Genomic DNA, 16,254 nt, shown 5'->3' on the forward strand with positions numbered 1-16,254 from the left:
GGCGGGCGGGGTGGTCGGACCGGGCATGATGCTCAGATCCCGGGGATGAACTGGACGAGAAGGTCGATGAGTTTGATGCCGAGGAACGGCAGGACCACGCCGCCGAGTCCGTAGATCCACAGATTCCGGCGCAACAAGGCGGAGGCGCTCGACGGCCGGTACCGGACACCGCGCAACGCCAGCGGGATCAGCGCCACGATGATCAGGGCGTTGAAGATGACCGCGGACAGGATCGCCGAGCCCGGCGAGTGCAGCCGCATGACGTTCAGCGTGTCCAGGCCCGGGTAGACCGCCGCGAACATGGCCGGGATGATGGCGAAGTACTTGGCGATGTCGTTGCTGATCGAGAACGTGGTCAGCGCGCCCCGGGTGATCAGCAACTGTTTGCCGATCTCGACGATCTCGATCAGCTTCGTCGGGTCGGAGTCCAGGTCGACCATGTTGCCGGCCTCTTTCGCGGCCGACGTGCCGGTGTTCATGGCCACGCCCACGTCGGCCTGGGCCAGAGCCGGCGCGTCGTTGGTGCCGTCGCCGGTCATCGCGACCAGGCGGCCCCCGTCCTGCTCCTTCTTGATGTAGGCGAGCTTGTCCTCGGGAGTGGCCTCGGCCAGGAAGTCGTCGACCCCGGCCTCGTCGGCGATCGCCTGGGCGGTCCGCGGATTGTCACCCGTGATCATCACGGTGCGGATGCCCATCCGGCGCATCTCGTCGAAGCGCTGCCGCATGCCCGCTTTGACCACGTCCTTGAGGTGGATCACGCCCAGGGCCCGGGCCGGCTGCCCGGCGGCCGACTCGGCCACCACCAGCGGCGTGCCCCCGCTGCCGCTGATCGCCTCCACGATCTCGCCGACCTCGTCGGTGGGGTGCCCGCCGTTCTGCCGCACCCACTTGAGGACCGCCGCGGCGGCGCCCTTGCGCACCTGGCGATCCGGCAGGTCGACGCCGCTCATCCGGGTCTGGGCGGTGAACGGCACGAACGTCGTGTCCGGCATCAGGCCGGGTTCCCACTCGCGCAGCCCGAACCGGTTCTTGGCCAGCACGACCACCGAACGGCCCTCAGGCGTCTCGTCGGCCAGGCTCGACAGCTGGGCCGCGTCGGCCAGGGTGGCCGCCGTGACCCCGTCCACCGGCAGGAACTCGGCCGCCTGCCGGTTGCCCAGGGTGATCGTGCCCGTCTTGTCCAGCAGCAGCGTGTTCACGTCACCGGCGGCCTCCACGGCCCGGCCCGACATGGCCAGCACGTTGCGCTGCACGAGCCGGTCCATGCCGGCGATCCCGATGGCGCTCAGCAGGGCCCCGATGGTGGTCGGGATGAGGCACACGATCAGCGACACCAGCACTATCCCGGTGACACCGTTGCCGTCCAGGGCCACGGTGTCGGGGGCGGCCGCGTTGAAGGCCTTCGAGAAGATGGCGAGTGGCTGCAACGTGACCACGGACAGCAGGAAAATGATCGTCAGGGCCGCGAGCAGGATGTTGAGGGCGATCTCGTTCGGCGTCTTCTGCCGGTTGGCTCCTTCGACCAGGGCGATCATGCGGTCGACGAAGCTCTCCCCCGGCTTCTGGGTGATCCGGACGACAATCCGGTCGCTGAGCACCTTCGTGCCGCCGGTGACAGCCGACCGGTCCCCGCCGGACTCGCGGATGACCGGGGCCGATTCGCCGGTGATGGCCGATTCGTCGACGCTGGCGATGCCCTCGATGACGTCGCCGTCACCGGGGATGACCTGGCCGGCTTCGACCACTACCACATCGCCCAGCTTGAGCTGCGTGGCCGGGATCTCGCGACCGTCGCGCAGATACGCGACGGTGTCCTGCTTGGCCGCACGCAGGGCCGCCGCCTGGGCCTTGCCGCGTCCTTCGGCGACCGCCTCGGCCAGGTTGGCGAAGATGACGGTGAGCCACAGCCAGACCGTGATGATCCACGCGAAAACCGACGGGTCGACGATCGACAGAACGGTGGTGAAGACCGCGCCGATCTCCACGATGAACATGACCGGGTTGCGCCACATGGCCCGCGGGTCGAGCTTCCTGACCGCGGCCGGCAGCGACTGCCACAGCTGTTCCGGGTCGAGCAGGCCGCCGCCGACCTTGCGGTCACCTGTCGGCGCCGCCTCTTCGAGCTGCGGTTCTTCAATGGTGGGGGTGGTCATGACAGGCCCTCCGCGATGGGTCCGAGAGCGAGAGCGGGCAGGAAGGTCAGCGCGACCAGCACGACGGTGACGCCGACGACCAGCCCGACGAACAGGGGTTGGTGGGTGGGCAGGGTGCCCTCGGATTCCGGGGTGGCCTTCTGCCGGGCCAGTGAACCGGCCAGGGCCAGCACGAGCACGAGCGGCAGGAACCGGCCGAGCAGCATGGCCAGGCCGAGCGCGGTGTCCCACCACGGCGTGTTGACCGTGATGCCCGCGAAGGCCGAGCCGTTGTTGTTCGACGCGCTGGTGAAGGCGTACAGGACCTCGGAGAGCCCGTGCGGACCGATGTTGAGCGCGGTCGAGTTGTTGCCGGTGGCGAAGGCCGCGGCCGTGCCGATCAGCACCAGGGCCGGGGTGATCAGGAAGTAGCTCGACGCCAGCTTCATCTCGCGGGCGCCGATCTTCTTGCCGAGATATTCCGGCGTCCGCCCGACCATGAGACCGGCCACGAAAACCGTGATGATCGCGAGGATGAGCAGACCGTAGAGCCCGGAGCCGACGCCGCCCGGGGCGACCTCACCCAGCATCATGTTGACCAACGGCATCATGCCGCCCAGGGCCGTGTACGAGTCGTGGAACGAGTTGACGGCGCCGGTCGAGGTGAGTGTGGTGGCGGCGGCGAAGGTGGCCGAGCCGGGGATGCCGAAGCGGGTCTCCTTGCCCTCCATGGCCGCCCCGGCGGCCTGCGGCACCGTGCCGGAGCCGTGCAGCTCGAAGCCCACGGTCAGCGCCACCGAGGCCACGGCCAGCACGGCCATGACCGCGACGATCGCGTACCCCTGGCGGTTCTGCCCGACCATCCGGCCGAACACCCGCGGCAGGCTGAACGGAATCAGGAAGATCAGGAAGATCTGCAGCCAGTTCGTCCACGCGGTCGGGTTCTCGAACGGGTGGGACGAGTTGGCGTTGTAGAAACCGCCGCCGTTCGTACCGAGCTCCTTGATCGCCTCCTGGGAGGCGACCGGCCCGCCGGTGATGTGCTGCGTGGCCCCGGTCAAGGTGGTCACGTCGGTGCCGCCGGACAGGTTCTGCACCATGCCGGCGATCATGAAGATCAGCGTGGCCAGCACGCAGACCGGCAGCAGGATGCGCAGCGTGATCCGGGTCAGATCGACCCAGAAGTTGCCCAGCACGGCCGACTTGCGCGCCGCGAACCCGCGGACGAAGGCGACCGCGACCGCGATGCCGACGGCGGCCGAGACGAAGTTCTGCACCGCCAGGCCGGCCATCTGCACCAGGTGACCCATGGTCGACTCACCCGAGTAGGCCTGCCAGTTCGTGTTGGTGACGAAGCTGACCGCGGTGTTCCAGGCGACGTGGCTGTTGACCGGGTCGACGCCCAGCGACAGCCACAACTTGTCCTGCAGCCGGACGAAGGCGAACAGGAACAGGATCGAGACGGCCGAGAAGGCGAGCACGCTGCGGGCGTAGACGCCCCACGTCTGCTCGGCGTTGCGGTCGACGCCGACGAGCCGGTAGACGCCGCGCTCCACCGCGTTGTCCCGGCGGCCGCTCACGACCCGGTACATGTGGTCACCGAACGGCCGGTACACCGCCACCAGGGCGAGCACCAGCGTGATGACGAAAAGCCAGCCGGCCATCAGAACTTCTCCGGGAAGAGCAGGGCGGCCACCAGGAAGGCGGCCAGCAGGACGGCCACGATCAGGCCGACGATGTTGACGGCGCTCACCAGCGTTCGACCGCCTTGATCAGCACGGCCAGCGCTGCGAACAGCGCCGCCGTGATCACGACGAACACGAGATCAGCCACGACAGAACTCCTAGACGAGGGTGTGGTGTTGCTTCGTCAGGAAGCATCGGCGCGCCGAAACCCCTTGTCATCGGCGTTCACACGATGACTACGCCCACCGGCCCATCGTTAACGGCCTTTTGACGTCACGGGTGATCGCCGCCACCCGAGCCGATCGTGTGATCGAACCGCCGGCCTCTGACTGGGCAGCGCACCGAGACCGTCGGCAGAGCGCCGGACGCGGGAGAACTGGTCCGTGTTGTCGGCCACAAGCGGTGCCTGGTCGTCGGGCAGCCCGGCCGGCGCCGCGAGCCGGCCGTAGATGGCATCACTGAGAGCAGCCATGGTCCGGACCGCGAGCAGCCCGTGCCGGACATGCCCGCCGGTCACCTGCTGTTCGAGGCGCCAGACGTTCGCGGTCGCCTGCTCGATGTACTTCTCCTGGTTGCGGGTCGACGCGAACGGTGACGTCACGCTGAGCCGGCCGTTGGCGAGGCGCTTGCGCCCCGACTGCGTCTCCCGCTCGGCCGAGGCCGGACGACGGCTGGATTGAGCGGCCCGTGAATGGTGACCAGACAGCGGTGACCGATGAACTGGTCGAGCTCCAGGTAGTGCACGTGCACCCGCTCATCGCGTTCCGGCGCGTGAGGATGACGCGTGAAAAGGCGTCAAAACAGTGGCTCGCGGCGCAGCAGGTCCTCGGGGGTGACGCGGCGCACCAGAGTGCGCGCCATGCCGACCGACACACCCAGCACAGGTGGGCGGCCGACGAAGGTGTCGCGGCGATGGTGGTAGGCACCGGTGCCGGCGACAACGACCAAGTCCCCCGCTGCGACGTCGGCGGGTAGCGGCACCGACGCCACCGCCGCCCCCGGGCCCTGTTCCGGCCCGCCGACGACGGCCGCCGGGTGCGAGCGGGCCGAGGATTCCCGGCCGATCAGGTAGGCGGTGTGCCGGCCCGCGCATCGCTCGGTCGCCGCGCAGTCGGGCACGCTGCCGTCGAGCTGAACGATGGTGCGTTTCCGGCCGGGGATGACCTCGCTGACCCGATGCAGGGTCACGCCGGCCCGGGCGACGACGGCGCGGCCGGGTGAGACGGTCAGCCGGGGTTCCGGAATCCGGTAGCGCTCGGCCGACAACCGCAGCATGGCACGGACCCGGCTCGCGAAGGCAGCGACGGCGAAACCGTCGTCACCGCCGGCGTAGGCGACCGCGTGCCCGCCACCCAGGTTGAGCGCCGGCACACCGGCGCCGTAGCGGGCCTGAACGACAGCGCAGAAGCCCATGGCCTCGCGCAGACAGGACTCGAACGTGCCGAAGCGGCTGAGCTGATGCCCGATCGAGCAATCCAGCCCGGCCAGGACCAGGTTCGGTGACTGCAACACCTGCTTGATCGCGGCCAGGGCGGTGCCGGACCCCAGTGGCAATCCGTAGCGGTAGCGTCCGCCACGCCCCGCCCTCGAGGGCACCACCCGCACGAGCACACGCTGGCCGGTCGGCGCCCGCGCGGCGATCGCCTCGACCTCGGCCATCGAGCCGGCCACGATCGCCGCGCCGCAGGCGTGAGCCGCTTCGAGGCCGGCGACGGATTTCTTCTCGCCGAACAGCACCAGGCCGGCCGGGGCGAACCCGGCCAGCAGCGCGGTTTGCAGATCGGCCGCCGAAGAGACGTAGCAACCGAGTCCGGCGTCGGCGATCCACCGTCCGACACCCATGGTCAGCCCCGCCTTGGCGCTGTAAGCGACCGCCCCGGAACCGAACGCGGCCAGGTACTCCCCGCACCGGGCCCGGACATCGGCCTCGTCGAGCACGTGCACGGGAGTGCCGTACGTGGCGGCCAAGGCCGTCATGCGCATTGCACCGACGAGCAGGTCACCCTGGGGCGCCCACCGAGCGGTAACCGGCCAGACCGCCGGGTCGAGGGGCGAACGCAGTGACGTACGCAAGGAAGGGAGCAATTCGGTGAGCGTCATGACGCCCGTCCGGTCAGAGTGAAGTCTCGTTCCATGTCTCGACGGTGCGCCCCGATCGCCTCAGCAGAAAGAGACGGTGACGTGATGTTCACGCAGTACCGGCCGATATTGACGCCTCGTATACAGCGAGACCGGTTCATCGTCCGCGAGTCTTGACGTCAATACAGCGGCGGGGGCGGAAATTTTGACGCGTTATTAACGCCCGGGCCCGGGCAGCGGCGGGCCCGGTCGAGGACTCTGGTCCGGTGAACCAGCAACCCCCGCCCGTCGAGACGCCACCCGAGTACGCCGTTCCGGCGGTCATGGCCTCCCCGGCCCACGAGACCCCGCCGTCGAAGGGGGTGGCCGGCTGGCTGCTGCGGCACCGGGTGCAGCCGGTCGGGCCGGCGGCCGGGGAGGGACACACCGAGCAGCACTCGTGGTGGAAGGTGATGTGCCTGACCGGGGTGGACTACTTCTCCAGCCTGGCCTACGTGCCCGCGATCGCCGTGGCCGCGGCGGGGGCGGTCTCCCCGCTGGCGACCCTGCTGATCGTCGCGCTCACCCTGTTCGGGGTGCTGCCGATGTATCGCCGGGTGGCGCGGGAGAGCCCGCACGGCGCCGGCTCGGTGGCCATGCTGGAGCGGCTGCTGCCGTTCTGGCAGGGCAAGCTGTTCGTGCTGGTGCTGCTGGGCTTCGTCGCCACGTCGTGGCTGATCACGATCACGTTGTCGGCCGCGGACGCCAGCGTGCACGTGGTGGAGAATCCGTTCTTCCCGTCGTTCCTGCACGGCCACGAGGTCGCGCTGACCGTGGCGCTGCTCCTGCTGCTCGGTTTCGTCTTCCTGCTCGGTTTCAGCGAGGCCGTCAGCGTGGCCATCCCGCTGGTGGCGCTCTTCCTGGGCCTCAACGCGCTGGTCATCGGGGCCGGCCTGGTCCACGTGGTCACCGACGGCGCCGCCTGGTCGGCTTGGACGTCCGCGCTGGGCGACGTGGGCGGCGGTGGCGTGGGCGGCCTGCTGCAACCCGCCGTCGTGGCGTTCCCGCTGCTGGTGCTGGGTCTGTCCGGTTTCGAGACCGGGGTCAGCATGGTGCCGCTGGTGTCCGCGGCGAACCTGGAGCAGCGGGTCCGCAACAGCCGGCGTCTGCTCACCACGGCTGCGCTCATCATGAGCGTCTATCTGCTCGCGGCCAGCTTCGTCACCACCGTGCTCATCCCGGCCGACGAGTTCGGGCCGGGTGGCGAGGCGACCGGGCGGGCCCTGGCCTGGCTGGCCCACGAGGAGCTGGGCGAGGCGGTAGGCACCGCGTACGACATCAGCACGATCCTGATCCTGTGGTTCGCGGGCGCGTCGGCGATGGCGGGCCTGGTCAACATCGTGCCGCGGTACCTGCCCGGGTACGGCATGGCGCCCGAGTGGGGCCGGGCCGTGCGCCCGGTGGTGCTGGTCTACACCGCCATCACCGTGATCATCACGATCGCCTTCGACGCCGACGTCAACGCCCAGGCCGGCGCGTACGCCACCGGCATCCTGGCCATGATGGTCTCCGGGGCCTTCGCCGTCACCGCGTGGGCGTTCCGCCACCGCAAACGCGGCGCCACGGCCGGTTTCGCCGTCCTCACGCTCATCCTCGGCTACGCGCTGGTGGAGAACATCATCGAGAAGCCGGACGGCATCGCCATCTCGGGGCTGTTCATCGCCGGCATCATCGTGGTCTCGCTGATCTCGAGGGTCAGCCGCACCACCGAGCTGCGCGTGGACAGCATCGAGTTCGACGAGACCGCCCGCCGCTTCATCACCGAGTCGATCGAGCTCGACGGCGCCCTCGACCTGGTCGCCCACCGCCGCCAGACCGGCGACGCCGCCGAGTACCGGTTCAAGGAGCGGGAGCAGCGCGGCGACAACCCCGTACCGGGGGCCAACGACATCCTGTTCCTCGAGATCGACGTCGTGGACCCTTCGGAGTTCAGCGAGACCTTGGTCGTCCGGGGCATCGACGTCGACGGCTACCGCATTCTGCGCACCGAGGCCCCGGCCGCCCCCAACGCCATCGCCGCGATCCTGCTCGCGCTGCGCGACGCCACCGGTGTCCGCCCGCACTGCTATTTCGCGTGGGCCGAGGGCAGCCCGCTGGTCCACATGATCCGCTACTTCCTGCTCGGCCGCGGCGACACCGCCCCGGTCACCCGCGAGATCATCCGCCGCCACGAGCCCGACCAGGCCCGCCGCCCGGGTGTCCACGTGGGTTCCTGACCCCGTACGGCGTACGGGGTCGGATCCCCAGGTCGGCCACGGTCCGGTCAGGGGCCGACCGCCGGTTGCCAGCCGTCGGCGTTCTCGCAGCCGTGGAAGGTCATGTTCTGGACCATTCGCTCCAGTTCCGCGTACGAGATCTTGTCGCGGTCGTGGACCACGACGGTGACCCCGCACGAGCCGGCCTCGATCATCATCTGACTGCTGTTGCGGCGGATGTACGAATCCTCGGTGCCCTCGAAGTACCAGGTCTTGTACCCGTTGATCACGCGCATCGGCCGCTTGGCGTAGTCCTCGCCCCACGCGGTCATGATGCCGTCCATCGACGACGTCATGACACTGAGCGGAGTGTCGTACGGGATCATGAAGAACGGGCCGCTGCGCCCGTTGGACCGCTCGGGCCGGCCGAACCCGATGTGCGCCTCGACCCCGTGCTCGGCCACGTCGCGGGCGTCGGCGTAGGAGACCGGCAGGTTCTGCGGCACCCAGCCGAACCGCACCGGCGACCGTACGGTGCGCGGCGACGTCAGCCGGACGCTCTCGGCCAGCCGCAGCGTCGAGGCGCGATCGAACCCTTCGGACACGGTCACCCAGACCCCGGACGGATCCTGCCAGCCCACCGCCGCCCCGACCCGGTACTCCTGACCCCCGCCGGGCCCGGACGAGGCCGGCGCGGGCTCCTCCAGGTGCTCCACCCAGAAGGCCGGGCGCCCCTGCACGGTGACCGGCTCGCCGCGGCGCAACCGGGTGGGGTCGAACGTGCCCGGGTCGTACGCGGCGATGCTGCCACCGGAGTCGTTCTTGGGGTTGCCGATCGGCCGGGCGATGACGAACTGGGTGGTGCCCTGGGTGCCGTAGACCATCGCGAAGTGCGCCTTGCTGGGCGCCAGCTTCAGGGTCAGCTCGTACGGCTGTCGGTAGTACGTCAACGGGCCGGCCGGGTTGGGCGGCGGCTCGGCCGTACGCAACCGCACGAAAGACGGCACGCTCACCGCGAGCACCACGGCGACCACGGCGGCGGCGATCGCCCGCATCCGGTTGCGCCGGCGCAGGCGAGCGGCGCCGGCCCGGGCCTGTTCCACCAGCCCGGTAGCGTCCGGCGCGCGGTCCGCGCCCTGTTCCAGGGTGCGCCGGAGCTCGTCCAGGCTGGTCACGAGAGGATCCTTTCGCTGGTCGCGGGCTCGTCGAGTTCGACCCGGAGCGTGGCCAGGGCCCGGCTGGCGTTGCTGCGCACGGTCCCGCTGCGGCAGCCGAGCACCTCCGCGATCTCCAGGTCGCTCAGGCTCTCGTAGTACCGCAGCACGATCACCGCCCGTTGCTGGCGGGGCAGCTGCATCAGCAGGCGCCACAGCTCGTCGTCGGGTTCGGGTGGTGGGTCCGGGGCGTGCGGCGCCGACGCCCCGTCGACCGTCTCCGGCCCCAGCGGCACCGTCCACACACGCCGGCGGCGGCGCAGCGACAGGAACTCGTTGGTCACCATCCGGCGGACATAGCCGTACGGGTCCTGCACCGACCCGATCCGCCCCCACTTCACGAGCGCCCGGGCCAGCACCTCCTGAACGATGTCGCGGGCCTCCTCACGGTCGCCGCTGAGCAGCACCGCGTACCGCAAAAGCGAGGCCAGCCGCGCCGCCGCGAACTCCTCGAAGCCCATTCGTCCTCCCCCGTAGGTGACCCGTACGGTGTCCCTGGACTAAGAACGCGTTCCTCCTCGGATCCGCTGCACGCGCCTTACAGCAACCCGCGCACCGCCGCCGGTCGCCGTCGTCCGGCCCAGCTCGAAGCAGGCCGGCTCAGTTTCCCCAGCGCCTCGGCCGCCCCCGCCGGCCGCATCCCGCGGTGAGGACGCCGGCCTGGAAAATCAAGATCCGGATGGCCTCGCGTGGTGGTGGTTACGGGCCGTCGCTCCCGCGGGGACCCGGGCGGGCTTCGCTGGCCGCTGGCGCGCCCAGAACGCGAAACCCACCCGGGCGACCTGCGTGAGTGGTTGCGCCGCAACCAGACCCGAACGACACCGCCCGCCTGCCGCGCCACGCCACCAGCACGCCCGCCGGCCGTGACGCACCGGGCCCACCCGCCATCAGGCGGGCACGGTGGGCGAGGGCCAGCTTGCTTCTGTCGCCGGCCGCGACGCCGGACAGCCCGAAGTGTCGCGGGGCCGGTCGGCCTCTGTCGCCGGCCGCGACGCCGGAAAGCGCCAGCCCGAAGTGTCGCGGGGCCGGTCGGCCTCTGTCGCCGGCCGCGACGCCGGAAAGCGCCAGCCCGGACTGTCGCGGCGCCGGTCGGCCTCTGTCGCCGGCTGCGACGCCGGAAAGCGTCAGCCCGAAGTGTCGCGGCGCCGGTCGGCCTCTGTCGCCGGCTGCGACGCCGGAAAGCGTCAGCCCGAAGTGTCGCGGCGCCGGTCGGCCGGGCCGCGGCGCAGGTGGGCGGTCTGCTCGGTGACGGCGTCGATCTCGGCGGCCAGGTCCGGATGCCGGCGCAGGTGGGACTGGGCGTCGGCCAGCCGGCCGGGCAGGGCCGCGGCGTCCGGCGCGCCGAGGGCTTCGTGCAACCGCCCGATCGGGCCGGCGGCCGCGTCGCTCAGGTCGGTCAGGGCGACCACCTGCCCGGCCAGCCGCCGCAGGTCGGCGGTGTTGTCGTTGGCCCACCGGGTGACGGCCCGGTCGCCGGCCCGGCGGTCGCGTTCGGCCTGCACGCGGGCGTCACGGGTGGCGCCCGGGTTCGCCGGGTCGGCGGAGGTGCTGCGCAGGTAGCGGCGTTCGGCGGCCTGCCGGCTGGCCACCCCGAGCGCCGGGGCGAGGCTCTGCCAGGAGACCCCGGCGGCGCGCGCGGCGGTGATCAGCTCCGGTTCGAGCGCGGCCAGCTCGGCCTGTGCCCGGCGCAGCAGCACCAGCGCCTCCAGCAGGTCGGCGGGATCCTGGGCGGCGCCACGCCGGACCGCCTCGGCGGTGGCGGCGAGGTCTGCCACGACGGCGGCGAGGTCGGCTGTCATGGACCAGATCCTATCCGTCATCTTTTCGATGACAAGTGGCTTGTCATCGGAACGATGACGTGATACAAAGGTCTCAGCGCATTGACCGGCCCAGTCAAACCGCAGGAGGTGGAACAATGTTGATGCGCAGCGAACCCTTCACCGAGGTCAACCGTCTCGCCCAGCAGTTCTTCGGCGCCACCGGCACCTGGTCCCGCCCGACGACGATGCCCGTCGACGCGATCCGCAACGGCGACGAGTTCGTGATCGCGTTCGACCTGCCCGGCGTGAGCGCCGACAGCATCGACATCGACGTCGAGCGCAACGTCCTGACAGTCCGGGCCGAGCGCCGCCCCATCGACCTGGGTGAGGGCGCGGTCACACAGCTGACCGAGCGTCCCCTCGGCGTCTTCTCGCGCCAGCTGTTCCTCGGCGACGCCCTCGACACCGACCACATCGACGCCGCCTACGACAACGGCGTCCTGGTGCTGCGAATCCCGATCGCCGAACGAGCCAAGCCGCGCAAGGTATCCGTGACCGCGGGCCAGTCCAGCGAGGTGACCGCGGACCGGTCCGGTAAGCAAAAGGTGATCACCGGCTGAGCCCCGCGGGTGGTGCGCCATGATCGACAACGTGGTGGTGCGGGCCCGGACCGCGCTGTCCCCGGAGTGGGACCGCGGGTTCGACGAGGCGTTCGCGGAACTCGTCAGCAATGACCCCGACCTGGTTCAGGCCGAGTTCGACGACCTCATCGCCGCCTCGTGGCCCGACGCGTCCGGCCCCGCACCACCGTCCGACCCCACCGCACGTTCGGCACCGCCGCCCCGCAGCCCGGGGCGGCCGCCACCGGCACCCCGCCCGGACGAGACGTCCGGCCACGACCCTGACCGTCCACAGTCACCACCTTGACCCCGGTAACGCCCGCCGGCCGGTTCGGCCGGCGGGCAACCGGCTCAGCGGGCGCCCGGCTCAGCGGCAACCGGCTCAGCGGGCAACCGGCTCAGCGGCTCCAGGGGCCGATCATCTCCGTCATGGCTTCGGTCAGGGCCCCTTGCAGCAACGGGCCGTAGGTGATCCGGCCGACGCCGAGCCGGGCAAACCGCGCCAGGTCGTGCCGGACCGGGTGGGCGGTGCAGTTGACCGGGCCCGGCACGGCCTCGACCGCGACCGTGATCAGCTCGTCGTTGTCCTGGATCTTGACGGGGTAGACGCTTTTCGCCCCCGCCTGCACGAGCGCCCGCAGCCGGTGGACGGCTTCCCCGGCCACGGCCGTCGTGCCGGAACAGGTCGGTGCGGCCGCTGATCCACAAAGGCACGCCTGCCGAATCCGCCGCTGCCCGCAGCCCTGCGACGTAGCCGGCGTGTTCCCGCGTGCTGCGCGCGCCCCGCCTTCGGAATGCACGGTGTCCTCGATGTTGAGCCCGACCGCGCCCGCGTCGAGCGGGCCCGCGATCAGGTCGGGCGGGCTCTGCCCGTAGCCCGCCTCCAAGTCGACCGAGACCGGCACGTCGACCGCCGCCACGATCGGCCGCACCGCGGCGACGACTTCGGCGAAGGTCTCCCCCTCGTCGTCCTGCGCGCCCCGCGAGCCCGCCGGCGGATGGCTGCCGATGGTCAGCGCCTCGAACCCGGCCGCGACCGCCGTCCGGGCCAACCGCGCGTCCCACAGGGTGGGCAGCACGAGCGGGCGGCCGCCGGCGTGCAGGGCGGCCGGCCTCCGGGCCCGGGCGACAAGCGACTCAGTCATGCGTTCCGAGCTCCGATCGAGAAACAGTGCCGTCGCCCCGACGACAACCGCCCGGCGACCCACCCCGGCGCGCGCAAGACACGACGACAACCGCCCGGCGACCCACTCGGGCGCGCGCTCCCGGCACCGGGATCGTCCGCCTGACCTCAGCCCCGGCCCAGCCGGGCCGGCAGCATCCGGCCGCGGGGCAGCGGCAGCTCGCGGAGCCGGATCCCGGCCGCGTGGTGCATCGCGTCGGCGACGGCCGCGGCCCGCCGGTGACGCTGATCTCGCCGACGCCGTGGCCGCCCATCGGCGCGCGCGGGCCGGGGTGGTCGAGCCGGTCCTGGCCGGCCGCGGTCGTCGGGTTCAGGACGCGCCCGGTGCAGCTCGCGTCGTACGCGGAACTCGGCCGTCTGGATCGCGCATTCCTGGGCGGACGAGCCGATCGAGTCCTCAGGCGCCCGCATGGGGGCGTCGGCGGGAAGGGCGAGCTCGACGACGTGCTGGTCGGCGAGGAAGCTGCCCGGCGCGTACAGGGTGCGGGCGCAGAGGGTGAACTGTTCGGCGAACCCGCGCGCCTGACCCGACCCCGGCGCGCCGGGTGGCGGGTCAGTAGTTGATCTTCACGCCGGCTGTCTTGCAGGCGGCGGTGAGGTCCGAACCGGCCTGTTCCCAGTTCGGGTCCTGCTCGATCGCGGTCATCGGGTCGGCCGCGGCGGCCGCCTCGGACGAGCGGGCCACGACCTCCTTGACGGCCGCGCCCACCTCCGTCTCGCTGGATCCGGCGGCCTTGGTCAGACCGGCTGCGAAAACGGTGAGGATCCTTTTGGCCTCGGCGGCGTCCGTGGCACCGGAGGCGACGAAGTCGACCAGTTGGGCGCTCATGGCCTTGCCCACCTTGTCCGCGGCCGTGCAGACGGCCTTGTCGGCCGGCGCGGCCGCCCCAGCCGGCGCGGTTGCCCCAGCCGGCGCGGTTGCCCCAGCCGGAGCCTCGCCAGCCGGTGCGGCCGAGGCGGGCGCAGCGCCGGCCCCAGCCGCGGGTTCCTTCCAGGTCGGGGCGTCGTCGCTGCCGCACGCGGCTAGCGACAGCCAGGACATTCCGGCCAGCACGGCGGAGGCAACTCGGGTTCGGCTCACGGCGCGCGACACTAACCGGCGCCGCCGTGAAGATCAAGCTCAGCGGCCATGCCGTACGTCGTTGGGCGGGTGCTCGCGCAGATACTCGTCCAGCCGGCCCGCCCGCAGCGCGGCGAACAGGTCGCGGCATTGGTCCGCGTCGGGCACCATCACCGCGCCGACGCCCGGCACGTTGCGGTTCTCGGCGATCGGCACCGTCATGAACGTCATGTCCTTGGCCCGCAGGTGGCGCAGCGTGAACGCGAGGCGTTGCACGGGCATGCGCCGGTCGACGGTGAGCATGCCGGCCGCCGTACGGACCAGCCCGTCGAGCTTGCGCGGATCGGTCAGCAGATTCTGGCCGGCGATCTTCTCGGCCAGCGCCCGCAGGTACTGCTGGTGCCGCTTGGACCGGTCGAGGTCGTCGTTGGGCAGGCCCCGGCGCTGCCGCACGTAGTACTCGGCGAGCTGACCGTCGAGGTGCACCTGACCGGCGGGGAAGGCGACGCAGCGGCGGGACCGGCCGCGGGGGTCGGTGCACGGCGCCGACGGGTACGGGCTGTCGTCGGGCAGGAAGCGGTAACGGTCCACGCTCTTCTTGTCGATGGTCACGTCGACGCCGCCGACCAGGTCGGTGAGCTTGCGGATGCCGGCGAAGTCGATGATCATCGGCCAGTCGACGGTGAGGCCGGTGAATCGGTTGATCGTCTGTACGAGCCGCGGCGCGCCACCCCAGGCGTAGGCCGCGTTGACCTTGTTGCGGGGCCCGCGCTCGCCGTCCTCCGTGGCGATCGGCAGGTACGTGTCGCGCGGGATCGAGATCACGTACGCCTTGCCGGTCGACTTGGGGATGTGCACCAGGATCACGACGTCGCTGCGCCCGTCCCCCGGTTCACCTTTGGTGCGGCTGTCCGACCCGATGAGCAGCAGGTTCATCGGCCCTTTGACCTTGGGCGGCTCGGCCGGGGCGCCTGCGGACCGTGACGGCGCGGGCGGCAGCAGATCGGCCCGGTCGACCGCGTCCTCGTAGCGATGGGAGAGCGCCCGCATCCCGGCCACGGCGGCCACCGACCCGGTGGCGAGCACGGCGACCACAATGGACAGGATCAGCCACCAGCGACGGCGCATCGCTCACACCCCCACGAATCGATAGCCGGAATCGAGGAGCACGGGCAGGACACCCCGAAGCGCCCGTACGGTCTCGGACCGGTCGCCGCCCCCGTCGTGGGTCAGCACGATCGACCGGTTGCCGACCTGGTTCAGGATCTTCGAGCGGATCCGGCTCGCACCGGGATTATCCCAGTCGCGGGGGTCCACGTCCCAGGCGATCGATGTCTGTCCCAGCGCCGCGCACACCTGGAAGGCCGTTTTGGACCAGCTCCCGTACGGGGCCCGGAAGAGCGCGGGGGCCCGCCCGGTCGTCGCGGCGACGGTGTCCACCGCGCGGCCCACCTCGGTCTTCACGCGTCCGGCGGTCTGCCGTTTGAGGTCCACGTGGGACCAGGTGTGTGTGCCGATGGTGTGCCCGTCGGCGGCGATGGCCCGTACGAGATCGGGATGCGCGGCCGCCTCCTGCCCGATCACGAAGAAGGTGGCCGTGATGTGGTGCTTGCGCAGCAGTTTGAGCACCTGCGGGGTGTATGCCGGGTGCGGGCCGTCGTCGAAGGTGAGCGCCACGACCTTCGCGCCCCGGCCGGCCGGCACGACGTAACGCGGCTCCTTCTGCACCGGGATGCGGGCCGGGCCCGTCGGCGTGGGCGACGGCGACGGCGTCGGCGAGGGCCGGTAGGTGGCCGGGGTGACCGCTGACGCCGCGGGCTGCGGTTCCGGCCGGGGCGGCTTGGCGCAGGCGCTGAGCAGGGAGAGCCCGCCGAGGGCGAGAAGCACCCGCCGGCTGCCGGTCCACGGTTGTTGCGTCATCGACATCACCTCCGGCTCCGCGCGGCCGCCGCAGAGGGAGCGGCGGTCCGTTCGCGAAGTACGGAAAGTCTGGTGACGAGTTGTCAGGAATCGATGAGGCTCCCGTACGGCGGTGTTTTCTCACAGTTGGCCCGCACAGGTAACCGCAAAGGCGGTTCAGGACGTCGGCCTCGGCCCGGACCATGCCGGCGATCGGTTCGATGTCCGCGCGGTCGAGGGCCCGTCGGCGACCGGGGCCTCGTCCCGCAGCACCGCGATCACTTCGCGCACGTCGGCCGGCCCGCGCGAGTTTTCCGTACGGCCGCGGGCCAGGTCACCTATCAGCCACCGCAGGACGACGAGGGCCGCGAGCACCACCCCGATGGTT

Annotated in this window: 16 protein-coding genes; 4 read left to right on the top strand and 12 right to left on the bottom strand. The window is 71.2% G+C overall.

Features of this window, described 5'->3' with window-relative positions; translation table 11 throughout:
- Positions 1-32: 32 nt before the first annotated feature.
- The 5 genes from kdpB to BKA14_RS15980 form a co-directional block, all read right to left on the bottom strand.
- The gene (gene kdpB / locus BKA14_RS15960; protein WP_184951725.1) at positions 33-2,153 is read right to left on the bottom strand and encodes a potassium-transporting ATPase subunit KdpB; all 2,121 of its coding nucleotides are present in this window, start codon (positions 2,151-2,153) and stop codon (positions 33-35) included.
- Positions 2,150-3,796, bottom strand: a complete 1,647-nt coding sequence (gene kdpA / locus BKA14_RS15965) for a potassium-transporting ATPase subunit KdpA (RefSeq protein WP_184951726.1) — start codon at positions 3,794-3,796, stop codon at positions 2,150-2,152. Before kdpA ends, kdpB begins: the two co-directional genes overlap by 4 nt.
- On the bottom strand, positions 3,796-3,885 hold the full coding sequence (gene kdpF / locus BKA14_RS45060) for a K(+)-transporting ATPase subunit F (RefSeq protein ID WP_184951727.1): 90 nt from the start codon (positions 3,883-3,885) through the stop codon (positions 3,796-3,798). The genes kdpA and kdpF overlap by 1 nt, the downstream gene beginning before the upstream one ends.
- 188 nt (positions 3,886-4,073) lie before the next feature.
- Entirely contained in the window at positions 4,074-4,418 is a 345-nt protein-coding gene (locus BKA14_RS15975; RefSeq protein WP_184951728.1) for a hypothetical protein, read from the bottom strand.
- Positions 4,419-4,612: 194 nt separating this feature from the next.
- The gene (locus tag BKA14_RS15980) at positions 4,613-5,794 is read right to left on the bottom strand and encodes a diaminopimelate decarboxylase family protein (protein ID WP_184951729.1); all 1,182 of its coding nucleotides are present in this window, start codon (positions 5,792-5,794) and stop codon (positions 4,613-4,615) included.
- Positions 5,795-6,219: 425 nt separating this feature from the next.
- On the opposite strand from BKA14_RS15980, the gene BKA14_RS15985 reads away from it, so the two are divergent.
- A complete protein-coding gene (locus BKA14_RS15985) occupies positions 6,220-8,151 on the top strand; it encodes an APC family permease (protein WP_184956772.1) in 1,932 nt (643 codons plus the stop codon).
- A 47-nt stretch (positions 8,152-8,198) separates the two neighbouring features.
- Here BKA14_RS15985 and BKA14_RS15990 read toward each other — a convergent pair whose 3' ends face one another.
- The 3 genes from BKA14_RS15990 to BKA14_RS16000 form a co-directional block, all read right to left on the bottom strand.
- On the bottom strand, positions 8,199-9,305 hold the full coding sequence (locus BKA14_RS15990; RefSeq protein WP_184951730.1) for a hypothetical protein: 1,107 nt from the start codon (positions 9,303-9,305) through the stop codon (positions 8,199-8,201).
- Positions 9,302-9,805, bottom strand: coding sequence for a SigE family RNA polymerase sigma factor (locus BKA14_RS15995; RefSeq protein ID WP_184951731.1), 504 nt, complete (start codon positions 9,803-9,805; stop codon positions 9,302-9,304). The genes BKA14_RS15990 and BKA14_RS15995 overlap by 4 nt, the downstream gene beginning before the upstream one ends.
- 723 nt (positions 9,806-10,528) lie before the next feature.
- Positions 10,529-11,143: an HSP18 transcriptional regulator gene (locus tag BKA14_RS16000; RefSeq protein ID WP_184951732.1), complete on the bottom strand. Its 615-nt coding sequence runs from the start codon at positions 11,141-11,143 to the stop codon at positions 10,529-10,531.
- A gap of 116 nt (positions 11,144-11,259) precedes the next feature.
- Between BKA14_RS16000 and BKA14_RS16005 the strand changes: the two genes are divergently transcribed.
- Both BKA14_RS16005 and BKA14_RS16010 read left to right on the top strand, forming a co-directional pair.
- The gene (locus BKA14_RS16005; protein ID WP_184951733.1) at positions 11,260-11,724 is read left to right on the top strand and encodes an Hsp20/alpha crystallin family protein; all 465 of its coding nucleotides are present in this window, start codon (positions 11,260-11,262) and stop codon (positions 11,722-11,724) included.
- Positions 11,725-11,743: 19 nt separating this feature from the next.
- Positions 11,744-12,031: a hypothetical protein gene (locus BKA14_RS16010; protein WP_184951734.1), complete on the top strand. Its 288-nt coding sequence runs from the start codon at positions 11,744-11,746 to the stop codon at positions 12,029-12,031.
- Positions 12,032-12,122: 91 nt separating this feature from the next.
- Here the strand turns inward: BKA14_RS16010 and BKA14_RS16015 are convergent, their stop codons facing one another.
- On the bottom strand, positions 12,123-12,869 hold the full coding sequence (locus BKA14_RS16015; RefSeq protein ID WP_184951735.1) for an isocitrate lyase/phosphoenolpyruvate mutase family protein: 747 nt from the start codon (positions 12,867-12,869) through the stop codon (positions 12,123-12,125).
- 221 nt (positions 12,870-13,090) lie between these two features.
- Between BKA14_RS16015 and BKA14_RS16020 the strand changes: the two genes are divergently transcribed.
- Positions 13,091-13,471: a hypothetical protein gene (locus BKA14_RS16020; RefSeq protein ID WP_184951736.1), complete on the top strand. Its 381-nt coding sequence runs from the start codon at positions 13,091-13,093 to the stop codon at positions 13,469-13,471.
- Here the strand turns inward: BKA14_RS16020 and BKA14_RS16025 are convergent.
- The 3 genes from BKA14_RS16025 to BKA14_RS16035 form a co-directional block, all read right to left on the bottom strand.
- Positions 13,461-13,736, bottom strand: a complete 276-nt coding sequence (locus tag BKA14_RS16025; protein WP_184951737.1) for a hypothetical protein — start codon at positions 13,734-13,736, stop codon at positions 13,461-13,463. The two genes, BKA14_RS16020 and BKA14_RS16025, sit on opposite strands and share 11 nt — an antisense overlap.
- Before the next feature lie 291 nt (positions 13,737-14,027).
- The gene (locus BKA14_RS16030) at positions 14,028-15,095 is read right to left on the bottom strand and encodes an LCP family protein (RefSeq protein WP_184951738.1); all 1,068 of its coding nucleotides are present in this window, start codon (positions 15,093-15,095) and stop codon (positions 14,028-14,030) included.
- A gap of 3 nt (positions 15,096-15,098) precedes the next feature.
- Entirely contained in the window at positions 15,099-15,887 is a 789-nt protein-coding gene (locus BKA14_RS16035; RefSeq protein ID WP_184951739.1) for a polysaccharide deacetylase family protein, read from the bottom strand.
- Positions 15,888-16,254 lie beyond the last annotated feature (367 nt).

The organism is Paractinoplanes abujensis, assembly GCF_014204895.1.
GTDB classification, from domain to species: domain Bacteria; phylum Actinomycetota; class Actinomycetes; order Mycobacteriales; family Micromonosporaceae; genus Actinoplanes; species Actinoplanes abujensis.

What these genes read in the sequence shown, in the direction of transcription:
- BKA14_RS16035 (WP_184951739.1), bottom strand. Translation starts at nt 15,887, where the DNA reads ATGACGCAACAACCGTGGACCGGCAGCCGGCGGGTGCTTCTCGCCCTC.
- BKA14_RS15995 (WP_184951731.1), bottom strand. Translation starts at nt 9,805, where the DNA reads ATGGGCTTCGAGGAGTTCGCGGCGGCGCGGCTGGCCTCGCTTTTGCGG.
- BKA14_RS16030 (WP_184951738.1), bottom strand. Translation starts at nt 15,095, where the DNA reads ATGCGCCGTCGCTGGTGGCTGATCCTGTCCATTGTGGTCGCCGTGCTC.
- BKA14_RS15980 (WP_184951729.1), bottom strand. Translation starts at nt 5,794, where the DNA reads ATGACGGCCTTGGCCGCCACGTACGGCACTCCCGTGCACGTGCTCGAC.
- BKA14_RS16000 (WP_184951732.1), bottom strand. Translation starts at nt 11,143, where the DNA reads ATGACAGCCGACCTCGCCGCCGTCGTGGCAGACCTCGCCGCCACCGCC.
- BKA14_RS16005 (WP_184951733.1), top strand. Translation starts at nt 11,260, where the DNA reads ATGTTGATGCGCAGCGAACCCTTCACCGAGGTCAACCGTCTCGCCCAG.
- BKA14_RS16010 (WP_184951734.1), top strand. Translation starts at nt 11,744, where the DNA reads ATGATCGACAACGTGGTGGTGCGGGCCCGGACCGCGCTGTCCCCGGAG.
- BKA14_RS16025 (WP_184951737.1), bottom strand. Translation starts at nt 13,736, where the DNA reads ATGAGCGCCCAACTGGTCGACTTCGTCGCCTCCGGTGCCACGGACGCC.
- kdpA (WP_184951726.1), bottom strand. Translation starts at nt 3,796, where the DNA reads ATGGCCGGCTGGCTTTTCGTCATCACGCTGGTGCTCGCCCTGGTGGCG.
- kdpB (WP_184951725.1), bottom strand. Translation starts at nt 2,153, where the DNA reads ATGACCACCCCCACCATTGAAGAACCGCAGCTCGAAGAGGCGGCGCCG.
- BKA14_RS15985 (WP_184956772.1), top strand. Translation starts at nt 6,220, where the DNA reads ATGGCCTCCCCGGCCCACGAGACCCCGCCGTCGAAGGGGGTGGCCGGC.
- BKA14_RS16015 (WP_184951735.1), bottom strand. Translation starts at nt 12,869, where the DNA reads ATGACTGAGTCGCTTGTCGCCCGGGCCCGGAGGCCGGCCGCCCTGCAC.